11 protein-coding genes are annotated in these 22,196 nt (G+C 73.5%); 6 read left to right on the forward strand and 5 right to left on the reverse strand.

Translation table 11 applies throughout. From position 1 onward, the window contains the following. The first annotated feature begins 48 nt into the window (after window positions 1-48). Both ACFYY1_RS17905 and ACFYY1_RS17910 read left to right on the forward strand, forming a co-directional pair. The gene (locus ACFYY1_RS17905; RefSeq protein WP_388586120.1) at window positions 49-10,977 is read left to right on the forward strand and encodes an amino acid adenylation domain-containing protein; all 10,929 of its coding nucleotides are present in this window, start codon (window positions 49-51) and stop codon (window positions 10,975-10,977) included. Further along, window positions 10,964-12,664 carry an ABC transporter ATP-binding protein gene (locus ACFYY1_RS17910; RefSeq protein WP_388586121.1) on the forward strand — a complete coding sequence of 567 codons (1,701 nt, stop codon included), beginning with the start codon at window positions 10,964-10,966 and terminating at the stop codon, window positions 12,662-12,664. The genes ACFYY1_RS17905 and ACFYY1_RS17910 overlap by 14 nt, the downstream gene beginning before the upstream one ends. Window positions 12,665-12,688: 24 nt before the next feature. Here the strand turns inward: ACFYY1_RS17910 and ACFYY1_RS17915 are convergent, their stop codons facing one another. Beyond that, window positions 12,689-13,804, reverse strand: coding sequence for an alpha/beta hydrolase-fold protein (locus tag ACFYY1_RS17915; RefSeq protein WP_388586122.1), 1,116 nt, complete (start codon window positions 13,802-13,804; stop codon window positions 12,689-12,691). Window positions 13,805-13,975: 171 nt separating this feature from the next. Here ACFYY1_RS17915 and ACFYY1_RS17920 point away from each other — a divergent pair, with 171 nt between their 5' ends. After that, a complete protein-coding gene (locus ACFYY1_RS17920) occupies window positions 13,976-14,185 on the forward strand; it encodes an MbtH family protein (RefSeq protein ID WP_388586125.1) in 210 nt (69 codons plus the stop codon). A 10-nt stretch (window positions 14,186-14,195) separates the two neighbouring features. After that, window positions 14,196-14,744 carry a GNAT family N-acetyltransferase gene (locus ACFYY1_RS17925; protein WP_388586127.1) on the forward strand — a complete coding sequence of 183 codons (549 nt, stop codon included), beginning with the start codon at window positions 14,196-14,198 and terminating at the stop codon, window positions 14,742-14,744. Between the two features lie 84 nt (window positions 14,745-14,828). On the opposite strand, the gene argB is transcribed toward ACFYY1_RS17925, so the two are convergent. Both argB and ACFYY1_RS17935 read right to left on the reverse strand, forming a co-directional pair. Continuing rightward, a complete protein-coding gene (argB, locus tag ACFYY1_RS17930) occupies window positions 14,829-15,743 on the reverse strand; it encodes an acetylglutamate kinase (protein WP_388586130.1) in 915 nt (304 codons plus the stop codon). A 316-nt stretch (window positions 15,744-16,059) separates the two neighbouring features. After that, a complete protein-coding gene (locus ACFYY1_RS17935; protein WP_388586133.1) occupies window positions 16,060-17,043 on the reverse strand; it encodes a LuxR family transcriptional regulator in 984 nt (327 codons plus the stop codon). 174 nt (window positions 17,044-17,217) lie between these two features. Here ACFYY1_RS17935 and ACFYY1_RS17940 point away from each other — a divergent pair, with 174 nt between their 5' ends. Further along, window positions 17,218-18,630, forward strand: coding sequence for an aminopeptidase P family protein (locus ACFYY1_RS17940; RefSeq protein ID WP_388586136.1), 1,413 nt, complete (start codon window positions 17,218-17,220; stop codon window positions 18,628-18,630). Window positions 18,631-18,667: 37 nt separating this feature from the next. Here ACFYY1_RS17940 and ACFYY1_RS17945 read toward each other — a convergent pair whose 3' ends face one another. Continuing rightward, on the reverse strand, window positions 18,668-19,879 hold the full coding sequence (locus tag ACFYY1_RS17945; RefSeq protein ID WP_388586138.1) for a Dyp-type peroxidase: 1,212 nt from the start codon (window positions 19,877-19,879) through the stop codon (window positions 18,668-18,670). A 30-nt stretch (window positions 19,880-19,909) separates the two neighbouring features. Between ACFYY1_RS17945 and ACFYY1_RS17950 the strand changes: the two genes are divergently transcribed. Continuing rightward, entirely contained in the window at window positions 19,910-21,277 is a 1,368-nt protein-coding gene (locus tag ACFYY1_RS17950; RefSeq protein WP_388586139.1) for a right-handed parallel beta-helix repeat-containing protein, read from the forward strand. 48 nt (window positions 21,278-21,325) lie between these two features. On the opposite strand, the gene ACFYY1_RS17955 is transcribed toward ACFYY1_RS17950, so the two are convergent. After that, a complete protein-coding gene (locus tag ACFYY1_RS17955) occupies window positions 21,326-22,153 on the reverse strand; it encodes a hypothetical protein (RefSeq protein ID WP_388586141.1) in 828 nt (275 codons plus the stop codon). Window positions 22,154-22,196: the final 43 nt, after the last annotated feature.

The raw sequence follows: 22,196 nt of genomic DNA on the forward strand, positions 1-22,196 counted from the left end.
AGTTAGGTTAGGCTAACCTGCATACCTTGGAAGGATGCTGAGTCTTCGATGACGGAACCGCGCGCTCCTCACGTGCTGCTCTCTCCCGCTCGCCTGGCCGGTGTACGCCGGCGGACCGGCGACTACGGTGACCGGACCATCGCCGGAGCGTGCGCCATCGGGCTGGCGTACTGGGCGACCGGCCTCGGCCCCGAGGGCCTGGACCTCACCCCCGGTACGCGGTTCACCGACGTGCTCGGCTGGGTCGACAACGGCGGTGGCGGGAGCGCGGGTTGGGAGGCCGGCCCGGACGGCCGGACCATCACCGTTCCCGGCGGCGTCGCCCCGTCCGACGCGCAGCTCGCGCTGGACGACCTGGCCGACTTCCCGGACCGGCCCATCGGCACCATCGGCCCGTCCGGCCCGGCGGCGAGGATCGACGCCCTGGCCGGATGGAACGACACCCGGGCCGACCGGGTCCGCCCGACCCTCATGGAGATGTTCCAGGAGCAGGCGCGCAGCAGGCCCGACGCCGTCGCGATCACCGATGAGCGCAGATCGCTGACATACCGTCAAGCGGATGAGTACTCCAGCCAGTTGGCCCACCACCTGATCGAACGGGGACTCACCTCCGAACAGGTCGTCGGCATTTCGCTGGGCCGCTCGGCCGAGCTGGTCATCGGGCTCCTCGCCGTGCTGCGGGCGAAGGGCGCGTTCGTGCCGCTCGATCCGCAGTGGCCCGCCGCACGCCGCGCCGTCGTCGTCGAGGACGCCCGCGCCGTGCTCCAGCTCAACGACTCCGGCGAGCACGGAGCGGGTGAACCGGAGGCCGTGGCCGTCGACCTCGACGACTGGCGGTTCGGCGACCGGCCCGTCCAGGGACCGGACGCGAGCGTCCCCGGCACGGCCCTGGCGTACGTGATCTTCACGTCCGGTTCGACCGGGCGGCCCAAGGGCGCCATGATCCGGCACGAGGCGATCAGCGAGCGCCTGCTGTGGCAGGTCGACGAGATCCTGGGCTTCGGCCACGACGACGCGTCGCTGTTCAAGGCGCCGCTGTCCTTCGACATCTCCATCAACGAGATCTTCCTGCCGCTGGTCTCCGGCGGCAGACTGGTGATCCTGCGGCCCGGCGGCGAACGCGACCCGCACCACCTGCTGGGCGTGATCGCCGAACACCGGGTCACCTTCACCTACCTGGTGTCGTCGATGCTCGACGTACTGCTGGAGATCGCGGGCGACTCCGGCCGCCTGGACAGCCTGCGCCACGTGTGGTGCGGCGGCGAGGTGCTGACCCCCGAGCTGTACGAACGGTTCCGCACCCGGCTCGACATCCCGCTGTACCACGGCTACGGCCCGGCCGAGACGACCATCGGTGTCTCCCACGTCGTCTACCGGGGCGAGGCCGAACGCCTGTCGACCTCGATCGGGAAGGCCAACCCCAACACCCAGCTGTACGTGCTCGACGACGAGCTGCGCCCGGTCCCGGTCGGGGTCGGCGGCGAGCTGTACGCGGGCGGACTGCTCCTGGGGCGCGGGTACGTCAACGCACCCGGCCTGACCGCCTCCCGGTTCGTGGCGAACCCCTTCGCCGACGACGGGTCCCGGCTCTACCGGACCGGTGACCTGGCCCGGTTCGCCCCGGACGGGTCGCTGGACTTCCTCGGCCGCGCCGACAACCAGATCAAGATCCGCGGCATGCGGCTGGAGACCGAGGACGTCGAGGCCGGCCTCGCGGAGCACCCCGGGGTGCGGCACAGCTGCGTCGTCGCGAAGAAGAACGCTGCGGGCGGCACCTACCTGGTGGGGTACGTGATCCCGGCCGCCGGACACGAGGACCTGCGGGCCGACGACGTCAGGGAATGGGCCACCGGGCACATGGTGGAGTACATGGTGCCCGCCCACCTCGTCGTGATGAAGGAGTTCCCGCTCACCGCGAACGGCAAGCTCGACCGCGGCGCCCTGCCGGAGCCCGCGATCGGCACCGGTCCCGTCCTGGCACCCGCCACCGAGAACGAGCGGGTGGTGTGCGCGGCCGTCGCGTCGGTGCTGCGGCTCGAACAGGCCGGTGCCGACCAGGACTTCTTCCGGCTCGGCGGCGACAGCATCCTGGCGATCTCGCTGCTCGGCGCATTGCGGGACGCCGGCCTCCACGTCACCGCGCGGCAGATCTTCACCCACAGCGTGCTCGGGGCACTGGCCGCGGTGGCGAGCCGCGAGGAGGTGTCCGCCGCGGACCACGGCGATGTCGCGACCGGCCCGGTCACGGGATCGCCCATCGTGCAGTGGCTCGGCCGGACCACCGACGCCATCGACGGCTTCGTGCAGTCCGTCGTGCTCAACACACCGGCACGGCTGAGCGCCGAAGCGCTCGACGAGATCCTCGCCGCGGTGCTGGAGCGGCACGACATGCTGCGTGCCGGGCTGGTGCGCGGCGAGCGGTGGAGCTTCCACGTCCCCGAGGCCGGACGGGCCGCCGCCGAATGGCAGGAGAGCGACCGGCCGCTGGCGGAGTGCGTGGAGCTCGCCACCGACGGGCTCGACCCGGACCGCGGCGTGATGCTGCGCGCCGTGTGGCGCCGCGAGGCGCGGCAACTCGTCCTGGTCGCCCACCACGTCGTCGTCGACGGTGTGTCCTGGCGGATCCTGATGGACGACCTGGCCACGGCATGGCGGCAGTACGCCTCCGGTACACCGGTCGAACTGCCGCCCGTGGGAACGTCGTTCAGACGGTGGACCCAGCTGCTGGAACGTACGTCCTTCGAAGCGGACCGCGCCCACTTCGAGCGGCCGCTGCCGGGAACGGACGCGTTGTTGGGAAGTCGCCCCCTGACCGAGTCCGACACCGTCGCCCGGGAACGGACACGGACCGTCGACATCGGGCCCGAGGACACGGCCGCGCTGCTCGGCACCGTTCCCGCGAGGTTCCACGCGGGCGTCAACGACGTACTGCTGACCGCACTGGCCGTCACCCTCGCCCGGTGGCGCCGCGACCGGGGCCAGGACCAGACCTTCGCCCACATCGAACTGGAGGGGCACGGCCGCGAGGGGCGCGTCGTCGCGGACACGGCCGGCTTCGAACCGGAACTCTCACGGACCGTGGGCTGGTTCACCACGCTGTTCCCGGTGACCGTGGACCCCGGCGCGGCAGCCGACCTCACCGCCCCCGCGTACCTGGCCACCGCCCTCAAGGCGGTCAAGGAGGACCTCGCCCGGGTGCCCGGCAACGGCCTCCCCCACGGCGTCCTGCACCACCTCACCGGGTCGGGGCCGCGCACCCCCGCACCCCAGGTGCTCTTCAACTACCTGGGCCGATTCGACGCGGGCACCGGCGGCGACTGGCAACTCGCCGGAACCACCAGACAGCTGGGCGAGAAGCGCGACCCCAGGATGCGCCTGCCGCGCGCCCTGGAGTTCAACGCGATCGCCGAACCCGACGCGAGCGGCGAGTACCGGCTGGCCACCACCATCTCCTGGCCCGAGGGGATGTTCACCGACGAGGACATCACCACCCTCGGCCGGTACTACCGATCCGCCCTGACCGCCCTGGCCGCGCTCGAAGAAGGCGGCCACACCCCCAGCGACTTCCCGCTGGTACGGCTCACCCAGGCCGACGTCGACGACCTGGACGGCCCGGCACTGCTCGACGTCCTGCCGCTGACGCCCCTGCAGGAGGGCCTGTACTTCCACTCGGTCTTCGACGACGACGCCACGGGCAGCTACGTCGAACAGCAGCTGCTGACCCTGGACGGCGACGTGGACGCCGACCGGCTCGCGGCGGCGGCCACCCGGCTGCTCACGCTCCACCCCAACCTGGCGGCCCGGTTCACCGCGCTCGCCGACGGCCGGGTCGTCTCCGTACTCGAAAGCGGCACGGCGGCACCCTTCACCACGCTGGACCGCCCCCACCTCACCGACGAGGAGATCCGCGAGCACGCCGAACGCGACCGCCGCGCCGGATTCGACCTGGCCACCGGTCCGTTGATGCGCTACACGCTCATCCGGACCGGCTCCGGGCGCAGGGTACTGGTGCAGACCGTGCACCACATCATCGCCGACGGCTGGTCCGTACCGCCGATGCTCCGCACCCTGCTGGCCGAGTACCACGCGCCGGGGTCCGTGTACCCGCTCGGCGGCCACCGCGACCACATGAGCATGCTCGCCGGACGCGACCAGGACGAGAGCGAGCGGGTGTGGCGCGGTGAACTCGCCGGTCTGAGCGGCCCCTCGCTGGTCGCCGAAGGGCACACCCCCTCCGAACGGTTCGCCGACCTCGCCGTCGAGCCCGCCGACGACCTCGACGCAGCCGTCCGGTCGGCCGGAGTGCCCCTGAGCGTGGCCGTGCACAGCGCGTGGGCCGTGACACTGGGCGGCATCCTCCACCGCGACGACGTGGTCTTCGGATCCACCGTCTCGGGCCGGGACGCCGAGGTGCCCGGCATCGGGGACATGGTGGGCCTGTTCATCAACACGATCCCCGTGCGCGCCCGGTGGACCGCGGACACCACGGCACGCGAGCTGCTCGCCGCGGTGAAGGAACACCAGAGCACGGCGCTGGCGCACCAGCACGTCTCACTGGCCGGGATCGGCCGCCGGGTGGGCATCGGCCCCCTGTTCGACACCCTGGTGGTCTTCGACGTCGCGACGGACGTGGACGCCCTGCGCGGGCCCGACGACACCCTGGTCATCACCGGCATCGTCAACGAGGGGGCCCCGCACTACCCGTTGACGCTGGTGGCGGAGCGCACCCCCGACGGCCGGCCGCGCTTCAACCTGATCTACGACGGGGAGCTGCTGCGCGAGGCGGGCGCCGAGGCGATCCTGCGCACCTTCACCGAGACCCTCACCACCCTGCTGAACCGCCCGGACGCCCGCATCGGCGAACCGGCCCCGTCCGCCGTCCGCCGCCCGGTGCCGGTCGCCCCGGCGACCCTGGGCGAGCTGTTCGACGCGGCGGCACGCCGTGACCCGGCGGCCACCGCCGTCACCCAGTGCGCCCTGGACGGCACCACCCGGTCCCTGACCTACGGCGAACTGTCGGACGCCAAGCGCGAGTTGGCCTCGGTCCTGCGCGCCGCCGGAGTCGGTCCCGGCAAGCGGGTCGCCGTCGCCGTGCCGCGCTCCGTGGAGCAGGTCGTCGCCCTGGTCGCGGTCGTCGGCGCGGGCGGCGCGTACGTACCGCTGGACGTGGCGTACCCGGACGAACGGCTGGAGTACGTCCTCGCCGACGCCGCCCCGCAGGTCGTGCTCGTGGACCGGGACCAGCAAGACCGCTTCACCCGGCTGCTGGACCGGGCGGGTGTCCGGGCCAGGGTGCTCGTCCAGGGGGACGAACTGCCGCGCGACACCACCGAACCCCGGATCGGCCGGCACGACCCCGCGTACGTGATCTACACCTCCGGCTCGACCGGACGGCCCAAGGGCGTCGTCGTCCCGCACTCCGCCGTGCTGACGCTCCTCGCGAACACCGGGCCCGGCATGGACTTCGGCCCGCACGACGTATGGGTCCAGTTCCACTCCTTCTCCTTCGACTTCGCGGTCTGGGAGCTGTGGGGCGCCCTGGCGCACGGCGCGGAGCTGCTGGTGCCGGAGTACGCCCTGACCCGCTCCCCGGTCGACTTCCACCGGCTGGTCCGCGAGCGCGGGGTGACCGTGCTCAACCAGACCCCGTCGGCGTTCCACCAGTTCATCGAGGCCGACCGGCACGCCGGAGCACCCGTCACCGCGCTGCGCCGGATCATCTTCGGGGGCGAGGCGCTGGACCTCGGGCGGCTGCGCGGCTGGGTCGAGCGGCACGGCACCACGGCGCCCGAGCTGGTCAACATGTACGGCATCACCGAGACCACCGTCCATGTCACCCACCGGGTGCTGACCGACGAGGACTTCGCCGACGGCGGCGACGTCAGCCCGATCGGCGGCCCGATCCCCGGCCTGGTCGTCCATCTGCTCGACGACCGGCTCCGGCCGGTGCCGCCGGGCCGGGTGGGCGCCATCTACGTCGCCGGGGACCAGGTGTCGCTCGGCTACCTCGGCCGGCCGGGGCTCACCGCGGGCCGGTTCGTGGCGAACCCGTTCGCGGCCGACGGCTCCCGCATGTACCACACGGGCGACCTCGCCCGCCGTACGCTCGGCGGGGAGCTGGAGTTCGCCGGCCGGGCCGACGACCAGGTGCAGCTCAAGGGATTCCGGATCGAGCTCGGCGAAGTGGAGTCCGCGGTCCGGGAACTCGACGGCGTGGTCGACGCGGCCGTCACCGTGGCCGAGGGCGGCGACCACCTCGTCGCGCACGTCGTGGGCCGGGCGCCCCATGACCTCACCGGCCTGCTGGCCGCCAAGCTGCCCGCGCACATGGTGCCGGGCCGGGTGCTGCCGGCCGACGCCCTGCCGCTGACGGTCAACGGCAAGCTGGACCGCGAGGCCCTGGCCGAACGCGCCGCCGGGGACGGGGCGGCGGTGGCCGCGCGGCGCACCGGCCCGGTTTCCACCGCGGACACCACCCCGGTGGCCGCGGGCGACTCCGCGCTCACCGCACTGGTCGCCGTCTTCGCCGAGGCACTGCCCGGCGTCGCCGTGGACGCCGACACCGACTTCTTCGGCGCCGGGGGCGACAGCATCGTCGCCATCACCGTGATCAACCGGGCCAGGGCGCTCGGCCTGCCGATCGCACCCCGGGACGTGTTCCTGCTGAAGACCCCGCGCGCGCTGGCCGCCCACCTGGGCACCCGCACCCCGCGGACGGCTACGCCCCCGCCGCCCCGCCGCGAGGACGGCCCGCTGCCCGCCACCCCGATCATCCTGCGCCGGCGCGAACTGGGCGGCCCGCTCGACCGGTTCGCCCAGGCCAGGGCGGTGGCGGTGGCCGAGGGCACCGGCCTCGCCGACATCCGGCGCGCCGCGAACACCGTCGTCGCCGCGCACCCCGTGCTCCGGCTGCGGCTGAGCACCGAGCACGGTGTCTGGGCGCTGCGCACCGGACCCGCCCGCGAGGTCGCCGTCGTGACGTCGAACGCCGCCGACGCGACGGCCGCGGCGGACGAGGCCGCCGGCCGGCTCGATCCCGCAGCCGGGGACGTCATCGCGTTCTCCTGGCTGGCGGCGAGCCGGACCCTGGTCGTCACCGTGCACCACCTCGCCGTGGACGCGGTGTCCTGGCTGATCCTCCTCGACGACCTGACCGCCGCGCTGAGCGGCACGCCCCTGGCGCCGCCGACCACGTCGTACGCCGAGTACGCCGAGGCGCTGGCGGTACGGTCCGCCCAGGAGACCGACGGCCTCGGCCACTGGATCACCACGCTCGCGGCGCCCGCGCCGCTGCCCGTGGCCGGGGGCCTGCGCGTGACCACCGTCGCACTCGCCCCCGAGGTGAGCGACCTGGTGACCCGCACCGCCCCCGCCGCACTCGGCGCGGGCCTCACCGAACTGCTCTGCGGCGCGCTGCGCACCGCGCTGACCCGCGTCCAGCCCGCCCCCACCGATCTCGCGATCGACCTGGAGCGGCACGGCCGGGTCCCGGCCCTGGAGCACCACGACTACTCCCGCACCGTCGGCTGGTTCACCGCCATCGCGCCGGTGCGGCTCACCGCGCACACCGACCCCGTCGCGGCGGCGCGCGAGGTCGCCGAACGCCAGCCCGACGAGACCGGGCACGTCGCCTACGGCCGGCTCAGGTACCTCGACCCGCAGACGGCCCCGCTGCTGACCGCCCGCCCGCAGGTGCTGTTCAACTACCTCGGCCGGGGCGCCGAGTCCCAGGCCCTGCGCCTCACCGGCGCCGAACACGACAGCCCGTACGCCGTCGAGGTCAACGCCTGGACCGACGACACCACCGGAAGCCTGCACGCGGAGTTCACCCTCGCCGAGGGCATCCCCGACGAGATCGCCGCACACTGGCTCCGCGCACTGGAACACATCGCGGACGCCTCCGCGACGGCCGAGCGCACGGCACCGGTCACCCCGCTCCAACGGGGCCTGTTCTTCCAGGCCCAGCTGGCAGGCACGGCCGGACACTACGTCGCGCAGAGCTGGTTCACCTTCGACCGGCGCCTGGACGCCGACGCGCTGGCCGAGGCGATGGCCCACGTGATCGCGCGCCACCCGGTCGTGGGCGCCGGCTTCGCCACCGACGACGACGGAAACCCCGTCCAGGTCCTCGGTGCGGGCCGCCGGGTCCACGTCCGCACGGTCACCGCCACGAGCGAGGCGGAGATTGAGGAACTGCGCACCAGGGACCGCGAGTCGGGCTTCGACCCGGGCGAGCCGCCGCTGATCCGGCTGACCGTGGTGCGGCTGCCCGACGGCCGGGACGGCCTGCTGCTCAGCTACCACCTGCTGCTCTGGGACGGCTGGTCCCGCGAGATCGTGCTGCGGGACCTCTTCGAGGCGTACGAGGCCGTCCTGGCGGGCGAGCCGCCGGCCTGGGCCCCCGCCGTGCCCGGCTTCGAGGAGTACGCCCGGACGCTCGCCGCCAAGGACCCCGGGGCGTCGAACCGCTTCTGGGCGGAGCACCTGGCGGGGCTGCCGGGTCCGACGCTGCTCGCCGGCCCCGCCCCGGCCCTCTCGGACGAGTTGCCGCGCGCCCTCACACACACGATGTCCGCCGAACTCTCCGACCTGCTGCGGGAAGCGGCCAGGGCGCACGGCGTCACCCTGAACTCGGTGCTCACCGGCGCCTTCGGCCTGCTGCTCGGCGCCCGCACGGGCCGCGCCGACGCGGTGTTCGGAGTGACCGTCTCGGGCCGGGAGGGCGAGGGCCACGACGGCATCGTCGGTGTGCTGCTCAACACGGTGCCGATGTGGACCCGGCCCCGGCCCGACGACACGGTCGGCGGCTACCTGTCGGCGGTACAGGCGGCCCGGGTCGAGGCGATGGACCACGAGCACCTGGGGCTCGGCGAGATCCAGCGGGCCGCCGGCCACGACACGCTCTTCGACAACCTGTTCGTGCTCCAGAACTTCCTGGACCTGGACGCGTTCGCCGAGATGAACGCCCGGCACGGCATCACCTCCGTGCGGGCCGACGACTCCACGCACTACCCGTTCACCTGGGTCGTCACGCCCGGCGACCGGCTCACGGTCAAGCTGGAGCACCGCGACGGCGACCCCGGGGGCGCCCGCCGCCTCCTCGACGACTACCTCCGCGTACTGGAGGGCCTCGCCCGGTCGACGGGGCGGGTCGGCGCACTGCCGGGGCTCGCCCCGGTCCCCGGGCCCGCCGAACGCACCGACATCGGCACGGACACCGTCGTCGACCGCTTCGACCGGGCGGCGGACCGCGACCCCGGCCGGCTCGCGCTCGTCGCCCACGGAGCGACCATGACCTTCGCTGAACTCCGGGACCGCAGCCGCGCGTTGGCGGGGGTGCTCGCCCGGCGCGGCATCGGCCCCGAGACGGCCGTCGGCCTCGCTCTTCCGCGCTCCCTCGACTCGATCGTGGCGCTCTTCGCCGTACTGCGCGTCGGCGCCGCCTACGTACCGCTGGAACTGGACCACCCGGACGAGCGGATCGCGGCGATCGTCGCGGACGCCCGGCCCGAGGTGATCCTCACCGTCAGCGCCGTGTCGCACCGGCTGAGCGGCGAACCCATCGAGCTGGACCGCCCGCTGCCCGCCGCCGATCCGTACGTGACGTTCGCGCCGGACGACCCGGACCGCCTGCGCCACCCCGCGTACACGATCTACACCTCCGGCTCGACCGGGAAGCCCAAGGGCGTGGTGACCGAGTACGCCGGGCTCACCAACATGCTGATCAACCACCAGCGGCGGATCTTCGAACCGGTCCTCGCCGACCACGGCCACCGGGTCTTCCGCATCGCGCACACCGTGTCGTTCGCGTTCGACATGTCGTGGGAGGAACTGCTGTGGCTCGCCGACGGCCACGAGGTCCACATCTGCGACGAGGACCTGCGCCGCGACGCCCCCCGGCTGGTCGAGTACTGCGCCGAGCACGCGATCGACGTCATCAACGTGACCCCGACCTACGCCCAGCAGCTGGTGGCCGAGGGCCTGCTAGATGACCCGCGACGGCGGCCGGCACTGGTGCTGCTGGGCGGCGAGGCCGTCACCCCGACGCTCTGGCAGCGGCTCGCCGGGACACGGGGCACGGCCGGCTACAACCTGTACGGGCCCACCGAGTACACCATCAACACCCTCGGCGTCGGCACCTTCGAGTGCCAGGACCCGGTGGTGGGCGTGGCGATCGACAACACCGAGGTGTACGTACTGGACCCGTGGCTGCGCCCGCTGCCCGACGGGGTCCCCGGCGAGCTGTACGTATCGGGCATCGGCATCGCCCGCGGCTACCTCGGGCAGAGCGCCCAGACCGCGCACCGCTTCGTCGCCTGCCCGTTCGGCGCCCCCGGCGAGCGCATGTACCGCACCGGGGACCTGGTGATCCGCCGGCCCGACGGGAACCTGACGTACCTGGGCCGCACCGACCAGCAGGTCAAGATCCGCGGACACCGGGTCGAACTCGGCGAGGTCGAGGCCGTGTTCGCGGCGCACCCGGCGGTGCGGTTCGCCGCCGCGGTGGCCCAGCCCGACCCACAGGTCGACGGCGCGTACCGGCTGGCCGCGTATCTCGTGCTCGACGGCGCCGACCTGGCGCAGGTCGCCGCCGAAGTGGGCGCCGGCCTGCCGGACTTCCTGCGCCCGACGCACTACGCCCGGGTCGACGGCATCCCGCTGACCGTGAACGGGAAGGCCGACACCAAGGCGCTGCCGGAGGCCAGGCCGCTCGGCGCGCTGACCACGGCGGGCGAACGCGGCCCGGCGACCGGCACCGAGACCGTGGTGTGCGAGTACTTCGCCGAGGCACTCGACCTGGACGACGACGAGGTGAGCGCGGTGAGCGACTTCGTGTCCCTCGGCGGTCACTCCATGCTGGCGGTGCGGCTGACCGGGCTGCTCCGCCGCGAGTACGGTCCCGTGATCACGATCCGTGATCTGTTCACCCTGCGAACCCCCGAAGCGATTGCGCGCCACCTCGATGACAACTCCTGACACGCAGCGCCCCCGGCCGGGGGCCGACATCCTGCGCACCGCGCTCGGCCGCAATGTCGGTGCCATGGTCCGGGGCACGGTCCTCATGGGCCTGTACCAGGCGGGGGAGACGGCGTTCCCCATCGCGCTCGGCCTGATCGTCGAGCACACCATGCGGGACCGGAGCCCGGCCGCGCTCGGTCTGTCGATCGGCGCGCTGGCCGTGATCATCACGACGGTCTCGCTGTCGTGGCGGTTCGGGATGCGCGTCCTGCAGAAGGCCAACACCACCGAGGCGCACCGCTGGCGGGTGCAGGTGGCCGCCTGCGGGCTCCAGCCGGTGGCCAGGGACATCGACCTGAAGTCCGGCGAGGTGCTCACCGTCGCCACCGAGGACGCCGACCAGACCGCCGACATCATCGAGGTGGTGCCGCTGCTGATCAGCTCCCTGGTCGCGGTGGTGGTCGCGGCACTCGCACTGGGCCTGGCCGACATCCGGCTCGGCCTGCTGGTGATCGTGGGGACCGTCGCGATCCTCTCGATCCTCGCCGTGATGTCCAGGCGGATCGGCGCCAGTACGCGCGAACAGCAGGCCCGGGTGGCGCGGGCGGGAGCGAAGGTCGCCGACCTGATCACCGGCCTGCGCCCGCTGCACGGCTTCGGCGGCAACCACGCGGCGTTCGGTACCTACCGGAAGGTCAGCAGGGACGCGCGGCGCCAGGCGATCACCGTCGCCCGGGTGAACGGCACGTACGCGGGCACCGCACTGGCCCTCAACGCGGTGCTCGCCGCCGCCGTGTCCCTGACGGCGGGCTGGCTGGCGTTCGACGGGCGGATCACCATCGGGGAACTCGTCATGGCCGTGGGCCTCGCGCAGTTCATCATCGAACCGCTCAAGATGTTCTCGGAGATGCCCAAGTACGTGATGATGGCGCGCGCCTCGGCCGATCGGATGGCGCTGGTCCTCACCGCGCCGCCGGTGACGACCCCGGGGCCGCGGCGCCCGGCGGCGGGCGGCGGCCTGGCGGTGGACGGCGTCCGGTACGGGGCGCTGCGCGGGCTGGAGTTCGAGGTGGCCGCCGGGGAGTTCGTGGCGATCGCCGCGTACCGGCCGCGTGCCGCGGCCGACCTCGCCGCGCTCCTCGCGGTGAAGGTCGCGCCCCAGGCGTACGGGGGAGTGGTGCGGGTCGGCGGGCAGGCGCTGGCGGACCTGTCGGTCGAGGCGGTCCGCGAGCACATGCTGGTGAACCCGTACGACGGGGAGATCTTCGCGGGCACGCTCCGCACGAACATCGACCCGTCGGGAACCAGCCGGACGATCGCCGAGGCCGTCGAGGCGTCCATGCTGACCGATGTCGTCGCCCTCCACCGCGACGGGCTCGACCACGCGGTCCGCGACCGGGGCGCCAACCTGTCCGGGGGACAGCGGCAACGGCTGTCCCTGGCCCGCGCCCTGGCCGCCGACTCCGACGTGCTGGTCCTGCACAACCCGACGACGGCCGTGGACGCCGTCACCGAACAGCTCATCGCCCGCAACATCGCGAAGCTGCGCCGGGGCCGCACCACGGTCGTGATCACCAGCAGTCCGGCCCTCCTGGACGCCGCCGACCGGGTGCTCGTCCTGGACGACGGCGTCATCACCGCCCAGGACACCCATCGCAACCTCCTGGCCGGCGACGAGAACTACTGCCTGGCCGTGGCCCGTTGAGAACAAGCCGGTGCCGGGGGTCTTTCAGAGCAGGGCCCAGGCGACGTCCCTGAGCAGGGCGTGGCGCCAGCCCGCCCGGTCGTGGTCCGAGGCCGACCGCGACACCCGTACCGTCGCGCCGGCCCGTTCGGTCAGCGCCTCGGTCAGCTCGCAGTGCGGCAGCATCCGCGTCTCGTGCTCCCCGACGTCGAACGCGCAGCGCAGACCGGACAGGTCGGGGCCGCGCCGCAGCCGGTCGGCGACGGCGCCGCCGACCGGGCCGCCCAACGGGTCGGGCCGGTCCTCGGCCCCCGGCGCCCACCAGAAGGACGGCGACTGGCAGGCGACCCGCGAGACCAGATCGGGGAACTCCAGCGCCGCGTACAGCGCGCTCAGCCCGCCCAGACTCTGCCCCGCGACCACCATCCGGCCGGGGTCGGCCGGTACCCCGGACTCCGCGACCAGCGGCAGGAGTTCGTCCCGGACCGCCTCCCACAGCTCGGGCCTGCACCCGAACTCGGCCTGCCGGTCCTTGGCCGGAAGGTAGACCAGGGTGACGGGCGGCATCTCGCCGCAGGCGGCGGCCGAGTCGAACGCGGTCATCGCCGGGTGCAGATGCAGCCAGTCGTCCCCGTCGAGCAGCAGGACCACCGGCCCGCCGCCGCCCACCGGGTGGACGCGCACGGTGCGCCGGCCGCCGAGCCGCTCGCTCGCCCAGCGGATCCGGGTACGGGGGAGCGGGAGCACGTCGTCGGCGCCGACGACGGGCCAGTGCGGCTGGGCCGGGGCGTCCGGGGTCGCGGCGACGGACCGGTCGGCGCCCGCGCCGACCGGGTTGAACGGATCGGCACGGGCCGCGCCGCCCGCGATGAACCGGTAGGTCACCCGCAGCCTTGCGGGCATGCGCACTTCGGCGTACCAGCAGTCGGTGCCGGCCCACCGGCGCAGGGGGACCGGCTGCGACCAGCTCTCGAAGTCGATCAGCGCCTCGGACCCGCGCCACAGGAACAGGGTCCGCCAGCCGCCGTCGCCGTCGGGTACGGGCGCCGGCGTCCGTACCGCCGCCCAGAACTCGTCGGTGCCGGGCCTGCCGTGCAGTCCGAACCCGGCGAAGGCGTCGCCCTCGTCCTCGTCGCGGACCCGCTCGGTCACCGGGTGCATCGGCAGCTCCTTGTGAGAGGGAAGGGGAAGAGGTTAGGCTCACCTTGCATTAGGTGAGCCTAACCTAATAACTCTGCTCGCTTCCGCTCCGATCCCATCCGCACCCGCGCCCTGACGCACACTCACGACGCCGCCGTCACCGGCCCGTCGGCCCCGAGGAGGCACCGACACATGAGCACCAACCCCTTCGACGACCCCGAAGGCCGCTTCCTGGTCCTGGTGAACGACGAGGGACAGCACTCGCTCTGGCCGGCCTTCGCCGAGGTACCCGGCGGATGGACGATCGCCCTCGACGAGAACAGCCGCGAGGCATGCCTGGACTACATCGAGACCCACTGGACCGACCTGCGCCCCCGCTCCCTCGCGGCGGCCACCGACTGACCCCGAAGTCTTGATCACGGCCACGCCGCGCCCGGCTCCGCCGGTGCCCGCGCCTTCCGCGCCCTGCGCCCCTCCCGCCCCTTCCGCGCCGACACGCTCCGTGCGCCCCGCCCGGCACCAGGACGCCGCCGAACTCGCCGAACTGTCCCGGCCCTTCGTGCGCTCGGGGGCGCTGCGGGAGCGGCCCGCCGCGCTCTACGCCGCCCACGCGGCCGACTTCCTCGTGGCGCAGGCCCCCGGATCCCCGCTCGAAGGCTGCGTAGGCCTGCGGGTGTACCCGGCGGACCCGGGGGAGGATCGCGGGGCCGTGGGCGTCGTGTACAACTTCTGCGTCGCCGGGCACCGGCAGGGGCGCGGCGTGGGGGCCGGGCTCCTGCGCGCGCTGCTGGCCACGGCGCGCGCCCGGTCGCTGGATGCCCTGTTCACGGCGACGACCGGCGGGGGCGGCCTGTTCCTCCGGTACGGCTTCGCGCCCACGACCACGCGTCCGGCACCTGCTTCCTGGGCGGCGGCCCTGGACCCCCGGCGCGACGCGCGGATCCTCGTGAAGACCCTCTGACCGCACCTCGCGCCGACGCACCGATGGCCGCCCCGGACCGGAGTCCGGGGCGGCCATCGGCCTTTGCGGGGGTGCCCGGCGCGATCAGGCGGTGTCGCTGCCGCTGCCGTGCTCCGGGCCGTCGCCGGGAACCACGGTGGTGCCGGGGCCGGTCCCCCCGAGGACGCCGTGGAGCACGGCGTGCGGCACGCGGCCGTCCAGCACCTGCGCCCGGCCCACACCGCCGCGGACGGCCCGCAGGCAGCCCTCCATCTTCGGCAGCATCCCGCCGGCCAGCCCCGGCAGCAGCCCGTCCAGCGCGTCGGCGGTCAACCGGCCGATCACCTCGGTGCTGTGCGGCCAGTCCGCGTACAGCCCCGCCACGTCGGTGAGCATCACCAGCCGCTCGGCACCGAGCGCCACGGCGAGGGCGGACGCCGCGAGGTCGGCGTTGACGTTGTAGACCTGTCCGTCCTCACCGCGTGCCACGGGTGAGATCACCGGGATGTGCCCCTGCTCCAGGAGCGCGCCCACCATGCCCGGGTTCACGTCCACGATGTCCCCGACGAGACCGATGTCCACCGCCCGGCCGTCCACCAGGGCCGGGCGCCGTACCGCCGTCATGGTGTGCGCGTCCTCGCCCGTCATGCCCACGGCGAAGGGCCCATGGGCGTTGATGTGGCCGACCAGCTCCCGCTGGACCCGGCCGCTCAGCACCATGCGCACCACCTCCATGGTCTCCGCGGTGGTCACCCGCAGCCCCGCCTCGAACCGGGTCTCCAGGCCGAGGCGGTCGAGCATCGAGCTGATCTGCGGACCGCCCCCGTGCACGACGACCGGGCGCAGCCCCGTGCGCCACAGCTCCACGACGTCGCGGGCGAACGTCCGTTGCAGCTCCGTGTCCACCATGGCGTTGCCGCCGAACTTGACGACGACCGTGCCGCCCCGCGGTTCGTCAGGCCGGCGAAGCGGCCCGGCGGAAGGATGCGCGTCCGCGCGCTCCGTGACGACCGGTCCCATGTCTGCCCCCACCCTGGTCGTTCGTCCGGGTCACCCCTGATGCCCAATTAGCTTAGCCTAGCCTAATTGGGTATCAGGGGTATGTGGGCGCGCGCCGGTGGAGCCGTGGTGGTTCGCGGGGTCGCCGATGTCCCCCGATCCACTCCAAGTGCCCTACGCGCCTTGCCGGTTGGCGGACTTGAGCGTGAACCGGTTGCCGTCGGCCCGCGGGAGCCGCGCGGGGCGGGTGACCCGCTCGATACGGGAGTCGGCCGGTGAGCGCAAGTGGCGTACCCCGAAGGTCCGTTGGAAACACATCGACACGGTGTCGGTGAAATCACAGCCATCCGTTGCGCTGCGCCTGCAAGGCCATCTGGAAGCGGTTCGCGGCGCCCAGCCGGGCCATCAGGACCTGGAGACGGCGGAAGAGCGTGCGGCGGCTGATGCCCAGTTCGCGGGCGATCACGTCGTCGCCGGCGCCACCCGCGAGGAGCCACAGCAGACGGCGGTCGGCGGGTTGCAGGCCGCCCGGACGAGTGGTGCGGCCGTGGAACGGCAGCGCGTTGTGCCAGGACTGCTCGAACAGCGCCATGAGCGCGGAGAGCAGCCCGCACGGTTGCACGATCAGCATGGTGTTGTGTACGTCCGCCTCCTGGATCGACAAGGACACCAGCGCGTACGCCTCGTCGATGATCACGAGCTTGACCGGCACCGACGGCAGCACCCGGGCCTGCTCGCCGGCCCTGATGCACGGTTCGATGGCTTCCTTCAGGCGGCCCGGATGCTCCAGCGACTCCCGCGAGTACACGACCCGCTGTGTCACCCCCCTGGCGAGGGTGGCCAGCGCGTCGTCCGTGGCCTGCGGCAGGTGGAAGTACGGCGGTGACTCGAACTGCCGGATCTGCTCGCGGGCGCTCGCCCAGGCCTGACGCATCCGGGGACCGATGGCCTCGCCGGTGACGACCTCGACGAGATCGTCGTTGTACGCGGCGAGCCGCTGCCGCCGGAACGACTCGAACGCGCCCCCGACGGTGAGGCGCGACTCCTCGACCTCGGCCGCACGGTGCCGGGCGAGGATCTCCAGCCCGGCGGCCGGCGGAACCGGGGCCACCACGTCCTCGCCCTCCTCGGCGGCGCTGGCCAGCCCGGCATCGACCAGCGCCCCGTACGCGGCGGCCAGGGCCGCGCCGTCCAGCCCGGCCGCTCCGGCGATCGCGCTCAGCGGCGCGGGGGCCAGTTCGAGCAGCGCCAGATAGACCCGGCCCGCCTCGTCACCGATGCCCAGCAGCCGAAGCGCCTCGCCGAGTCTCGCGTTCGTCATGTGCCCATTATCGACGCCTCCGGCCGGCGGGCGTGGCCGATCCGTGCCAGTGGCACTCCTCGGCACCGTACGTGGCCGGCGCGGGATACCGTCCTGGAGCCGCCGACGACCGGCGGCGGCGAGGAACCACCGAGGAACCCGCACGAGGAACCCACTCAGAGGAAGGCGTACGCCGTGGCCAAGGGGCGAAAGAACGGTCTCTACTCAGGGATCTCCGAGGAACTGTCCGCTCTGATGCGGACGGGCTGGGCGGACACCGAGCGGCACGACCTGCGGCTCGACGAGCAGGCCCCGTACGCGGCCCGCCGCCGCACCGCGCTCTCCGCGCGCTTCCCGGGCGAGCGCCTCGTGATCCCCTCCGGGAACCTCAAGACCCGTTCGAACGACGACACCTACCCGTTCCGCCCCTACACCGGCTACGTGCACATGACCGGGGACCAGGCCCGGGACGGTGCTCTCGTCCTCGAACCCCGGGCGGACGGCGGCCACGACGCCTACTGCTACCAGCTGCCGCGGGACAGCAGGGACAACAACGAGTTCTGGACCGGCTCCACGGCCGAGCTGTGGATGGGCCGGCGCCGCTCCCTCGCCGAGTCGGAGCTCGTGCTCGGCCTGCCCTGCCGGGACGTCCGCACGGCCGCCGCCGACCTCGCCGCCGGCTCCGGCGCGCCGACCCGGATCGTCCGGGGCATCGACCCGTCCCTGGAGGCCGCCGTCACCACCGACGAGGAGCGCGACGCCGAACTCGAAGAGGCGCTCGGCGACCTCCGCCTCGTCAAGGACGACTGGGAGATCGGCGAGCTCCGCAAGGCGGTCGACTCCACGGTGCGCGGATTCACCGACGCGATCGGAGAGCTCTCCGGCGCGATAGAGACGTCCGAGCGGTGGATCGAGGGCACCTTCTTCCGCCGCGCCCGCCTTGAGGGCAACGCGGTCGGCTACGGCTCGATCTGCGCCGCCGGCGAGCACGCCACGATCATGCACTGGACGGACAACGACGGCCCGGTGCGCCCGGGAGAGCTGCTCCTGTTCGACGCGGGCGTGGAGACGCACACCCTCTACACCGCCGACGTCACCCGCACCCTCCCGATCAGCGGCACCTTCACTCCTGTGCAGCGCAAGGTCTACGACGCGGTGTACGAGGCCCAGGAAGCCGGCATGGCGGCCGTCAAGCCGGGCGCCGCGTACCGGGACTTCCACGAGGCCTCCCAGCGCCACCTGGCGGCACGACTGGTCGAGTGGGGCTTCATCGAGGGCCCCGCCGACCGCGCGTACGAGCTCGGCCTCCAGCGCCGCTTCACGATGGCCGGCACCGGCCACATGCTCGGCCTGGACGTCCACGACTGCGCGCAGGCCCGCAACGAGGAGTACGTCGACGGCGTGCTGGAGCCGGGCATGGTGCTCACCGTCGAGCCCGGCCTGTACTTCCAGCCGGACGACCTCACCGTGCCCGAGGAGTGGCGCGGCATCGGCGTCCGGATCGAGGACGACCTGGTCGTCACCGACGACGGGCACGAGAACCTGTCGGCCGGACTGCCCAGGTCGGCGGACGAGGTCGAGGAGTGGATGGCCCGGATCGCGGGCTGAACGACGCGGTGCGGTGAACGCGCGAGCCGGGCGGACCTCACGCCCAGAGCCGTTCACCGAGCTTCCCGGCGGATCCGGCACCGGGCAGGACGTAGGCCACGGCCGAGGCCCGGTGCTGGAGGAACGGATTGAGTGCGTCGCGGGCCGCCAGTCGGTTCTGGACGCGGGTGAACTGGGCGGCGTCGCGCATGAAGGCACAGAAGAGGAGGCCGCGGTCGCCCGGTCCGTCGTCGTAGCTGTAGCTGCGGCGGAGCATCCGGGCACCGCCGTCGAAGCGGGGGCTGGCGAGGCGCACGTGGGCGGTGGCGGGGATGACGTAGGAACCGTCGGGGTTCTTGGCGTAGATGTCCGGCTCGTCGCGCTCGGCGGTGCCGGTGAGGGCGACTCCGTCACGGGCTCGGCGGCCGATCACCCCGTCGCGCCGGTCCTCGGAGAGGGCCGCGAAGCCGGCGACGTCCATGTGGATCCGGCGGTAGACCAGAACGGTGCCGTCCCCGTGGGCTCCGGGCGGGCCCCAGACCCACTGCTCGGCCGCCGTGTGATCGGGGTTGGCGGTGCCGTCCTTGGAACCGAACAGGTTGCGCGGGGTGGTGCCCGGGGGAGTGTGGGGCAGGAAGCCGGACTGGGACCAGCGCGGCACGGCGCCGGCGGTGCGAGCGGCGGTGGCGACGAGTTCGGCGACGACGGTGAGCGTCCAGCGGTCGGCCGCGCCCAGCTGGACCAGGACGTCGCCGTTGCTGCGGCGCGGGTCGAGACGATCGCCCGGGAACGGCGGTAACTCCGCCAGCGAGGCCGGGACATCGAGGCCGAGCCGGGCGGCGAGGGCGGGGCCGACGCCGACCAGGGAGGTGAGCCGCGTCGTGCCACCGCCCTGGAGCCGCGGGTCCGGCGGGGAGTCGGCGGCCGCGGTGGCGAGCGTGCTGCTCAGCGCGGACAGGACGCTGCGAAGAACCTTCCGGTCGGCGGCGGCCGAGGTCCGGGGGAGGTCGAAGGAGAGCAGGTGCGTAGCCGGCTGCTGGGGCGCCGTGACACCTGCCTGCCGGGTGCCGTGGAAGGGAATCGCGGCCTCGGCCGGCGGGGAGCCGGCGCCGGCCCGGCCGGTCGGCCCCTCGCCCCTCGCCAGTCCGTCGGCCGCCGCTCCGGCCCCGGCGGCGAGCACCGCTCCGGCCGCGAGCAGTGCCCGGCGCCGCCCGACACCGGTTGCCGCGGGGCGGGAGGGATCCTGCGCATTTCCGTGTTGGGTGGGCATGGGCCTATTGGAGACGATAAAACATCCTGCATGCAAACCCTGTCCGCATTACGCCCGTTGAACCGCTCGACCGTCCCGAAGGCGATGTCCCGGGCGATGCTGCGCCTGTCGGTACTGGTCGTCCCGCTCGCGCTGGTGGCCACCGGATGCTCCGGTACGGAGCCGGCCCCCGCCGACGCACGGCATCCGGCGGGGAGTGTGCTGCGCGTTCCGCAGGATTTCCGCTCGGTGCAGCAGGCGGTGGACGTCGCTCGTGAGGGCGAGACGGTGCTGATCGGCCCCGGTGTGTACCGGGAGAGCGTGCGTGTCACCAAGCCCCGTGTGGTGCTGCGTGGAACGGACCGCAACAAGGTGGTCTTCGACGGCGGTGTGCGTCTGGCCAACGGCATCACCGTGACCGGTGCGGGCTCGGTGGTGGAGAACCTCACGGTGCACGGCTACCTCGCCAACGGCGTGCTGTTCACCGGCGTCACCGACGAGCGGTTGCAGCAGCGCGGCGCCGGCGGCTCCGCCTACGACCCGCTGGACACCACCCGTTTCCCTCCCGTCCGCGGTTTCCGCGCGACCCGGGTCACGGCGTACAACAACGGCCTGTACGGCATCTACGCCTTTGACGCGCGCGACGGCGTGATCGAGGACTCCTACGCCTCCGGGCACGCCGACTCCGGCATCTACGTCGGCCAGTGCAAGCCCTGCTCCACCGTCGTCCGGGGCAACACCGTGGAGCGCAACGCGGTCGGCATCGAACTGACCAATGCCTCGGACGGCCTGCACGTGCTGGGCAATCGCGTCGCCCGCAACCGGGTCGGCGTCACGGTCAACTCCAACGACCTGGAGGCCCTCGCCCCGCAGCACGGCGCGGTGATCGCGGGCAACGTGGTGGCCGACAACAACGCCGCCGACACGCCCGAGCAGGCGGACGGGGGATTCGGCATCGGCATCGGCATCGGTGGCGGCACCGCGAACCGCGTCCAGCGCAACCTGATCCGCGGCAACCGGGCGGCCGGAGTCGTCGTCACCGACCCGCCGGGGCACCCGGCGAGCGGCAACCGCGTCGAAGACAACCGCGCCACCGGCAACGGCGTCGACCTCGTGCTGGCCTCGGCCGACCCCGGCAACTGTTTCGCGGGCAACCGGCCCGGCACCCAGAGCCCGGACGGCCTGGAGGGACGCGCGGGCTGCGGCACCCGCGGCAGGGGCACGCCGCCCACCGGCCGGACCGCTCCGGTGCAGCCGCCGCCCGGCGTCCCGTTCAGCCAGGTGCCGGCCCCGCCCGCCCAGCCGTCCATGCCGGACCCGACGGTCCCGGGCCGCCCGGCGACCGGCCTGCCCGGGGCCGTCGACCCGGCCGCGTATCCGCTCCCGAAGGACGTGGACGCCGTGCCGCACCCGCGCTGAGCACGGCGGCACGGCGGCGGAAGCCGGGGCGGCACCGGCACCGGGGACTCAGCCGGTGCCGCCCCACGGCGCCTCGGGGAGCTTCGCGCGGCCCTCGTGCCCGGTGAACTCCACGGTGGTCGGCGTCCCCAGACCCGGCATCCGCATCGTCACCCGCCGCAGGCCGCCGTCACCGTCGACCCAGTACGTCAGCGGCGACCGTCCGCCGTCGGAACCCGCACCGGGCGTGGCGCCCTGGGCGCGCGGCCCGGCGAACCGGTCGTAGCCGCGGCCGTCGATGCGGTCGTGCGCCAGCCATCGGGCCCCGGACTGGGCGAGCAGCATCGGGTTGTCGGGGCGGTCCGCACCGAGCCCGATCAGCAACTGGAGCCCGGCGTCCAGCGGATCGGTCGTGTAGGAGCGCGAGGACCAGCCCGAGCGCGGGATGTGCTCGGCCTGCTGCCAGGGCTGCTTGTCGTCGCCCTCGGGCACGGGGGCCAGGCCGAGGCCGCCGGTGTCCCAGACGATCAGCCCGTGGTCGAGCTGCCCGGCGTCGGGCCCGGAAGCACCGGAGGATCCGGTGACTCGATAACTCCCCACGGCCCGATGGGTCCGGTAGTCCACGACCCCCTCGACCCGCACCACCACTCCGCCGCCCTCGGTGGCGGTGAGGGTCACCGCCACGGGACTGGCCTGGTACAGGTTCAGCCGCGACAGCGCCAGCCTGGACGCCTCCTCCGTCGTCACCGGCCGCTCGGCGGTGGTGGAGTCGTCGGAGTAGCCCCGGTAGGCGGCCAGGCCGCCCACCGCGGCGCCGCAGGCCGTGATCGCGATCAGTGTTCTCCACCAGAGGGCCCGACGCGGCGTACGGCCGCCGGTCTTCCCTGTCCGAGCCATGCGGTCGCCTTCTCTCATCGGTCGGTCACAACGGAGGTGGGTC

It is taken from the genome of Streptomyces sp. NPDC001890 (genome assembly GCF_042891445.1).
GTDB lineage: Bacteria > Actinomycetota > Actinomycetes > Streptomycetales > Streptomycetaceae > Streptomyces.

Bases quoted from the DNA above. Each gene is read 5' to 3' on its own strand.
- ACFYY1_RS17915 (WP_388586122.1), bottom strand. From the start codon at position 13,804: ATGCACCCGGTGACCGAGCGGGTCCGCGACGAGGACGAGGGCGACGCC.
- ACFYY1_RS17945 (WP_388586138.1), bottom strand. From the start codon at position 19,879: ATGCCCACCCAACACGGAAATGCGCAGGATCCCTCCCGCCCCGCGGCA.
- ACFYY1_RS17920 (WP_388586125.1), top strand. From the start codon at position 13,976: ATGAGCACCAACCCCTTCGACGACCCCGAAGGCCGCTTCCTGGTCCTG.
- ACFYY1_RS17935 (WP_388586133.1), bottom strand. From the start codon at position 17,043: ATGACGAACGCGAGACTCGGCGAGGCGCTTCGGCTGCTGGGCATCGGT.
- ACFYY1_RS17910 (WP_388586121.1), top strand. From the start codon at position 10,964: ATGACAACTCCTGACACGCAGCGCCCCCGGCCGGGGGCCGACATCCTG.
- ACFYY1_RS17950 (WP_388586139.1), top strand. From the start codon at position 19,910: ATGCAAACCCTGTCCGCATTACGCCCGTTGAACCGCTCGACCGTCCCG.
- ACFYY1_RS17955 (WP_388586141.1), bottom strand. From the start codon at position 22,153: ATGGCTCGGACAGGGAAGACCGGCGGCCGTACGCCGCGTCGGGCCCTC.
- argB (WP_388586130.1), bottom strand. From the start codon at position 15,743: ATGGGACCGGTCGTCACGGAGCGCGCGGACGCGCATCCTTCCGCCGGG.
- ACFYY1_RS17905 (WP_388586120.1), top strand. From the start codon at position 49: ATGACGGAACCGCGCGCTCCTCACGTGCTGCTCTCTCCCGCTCGCCTG.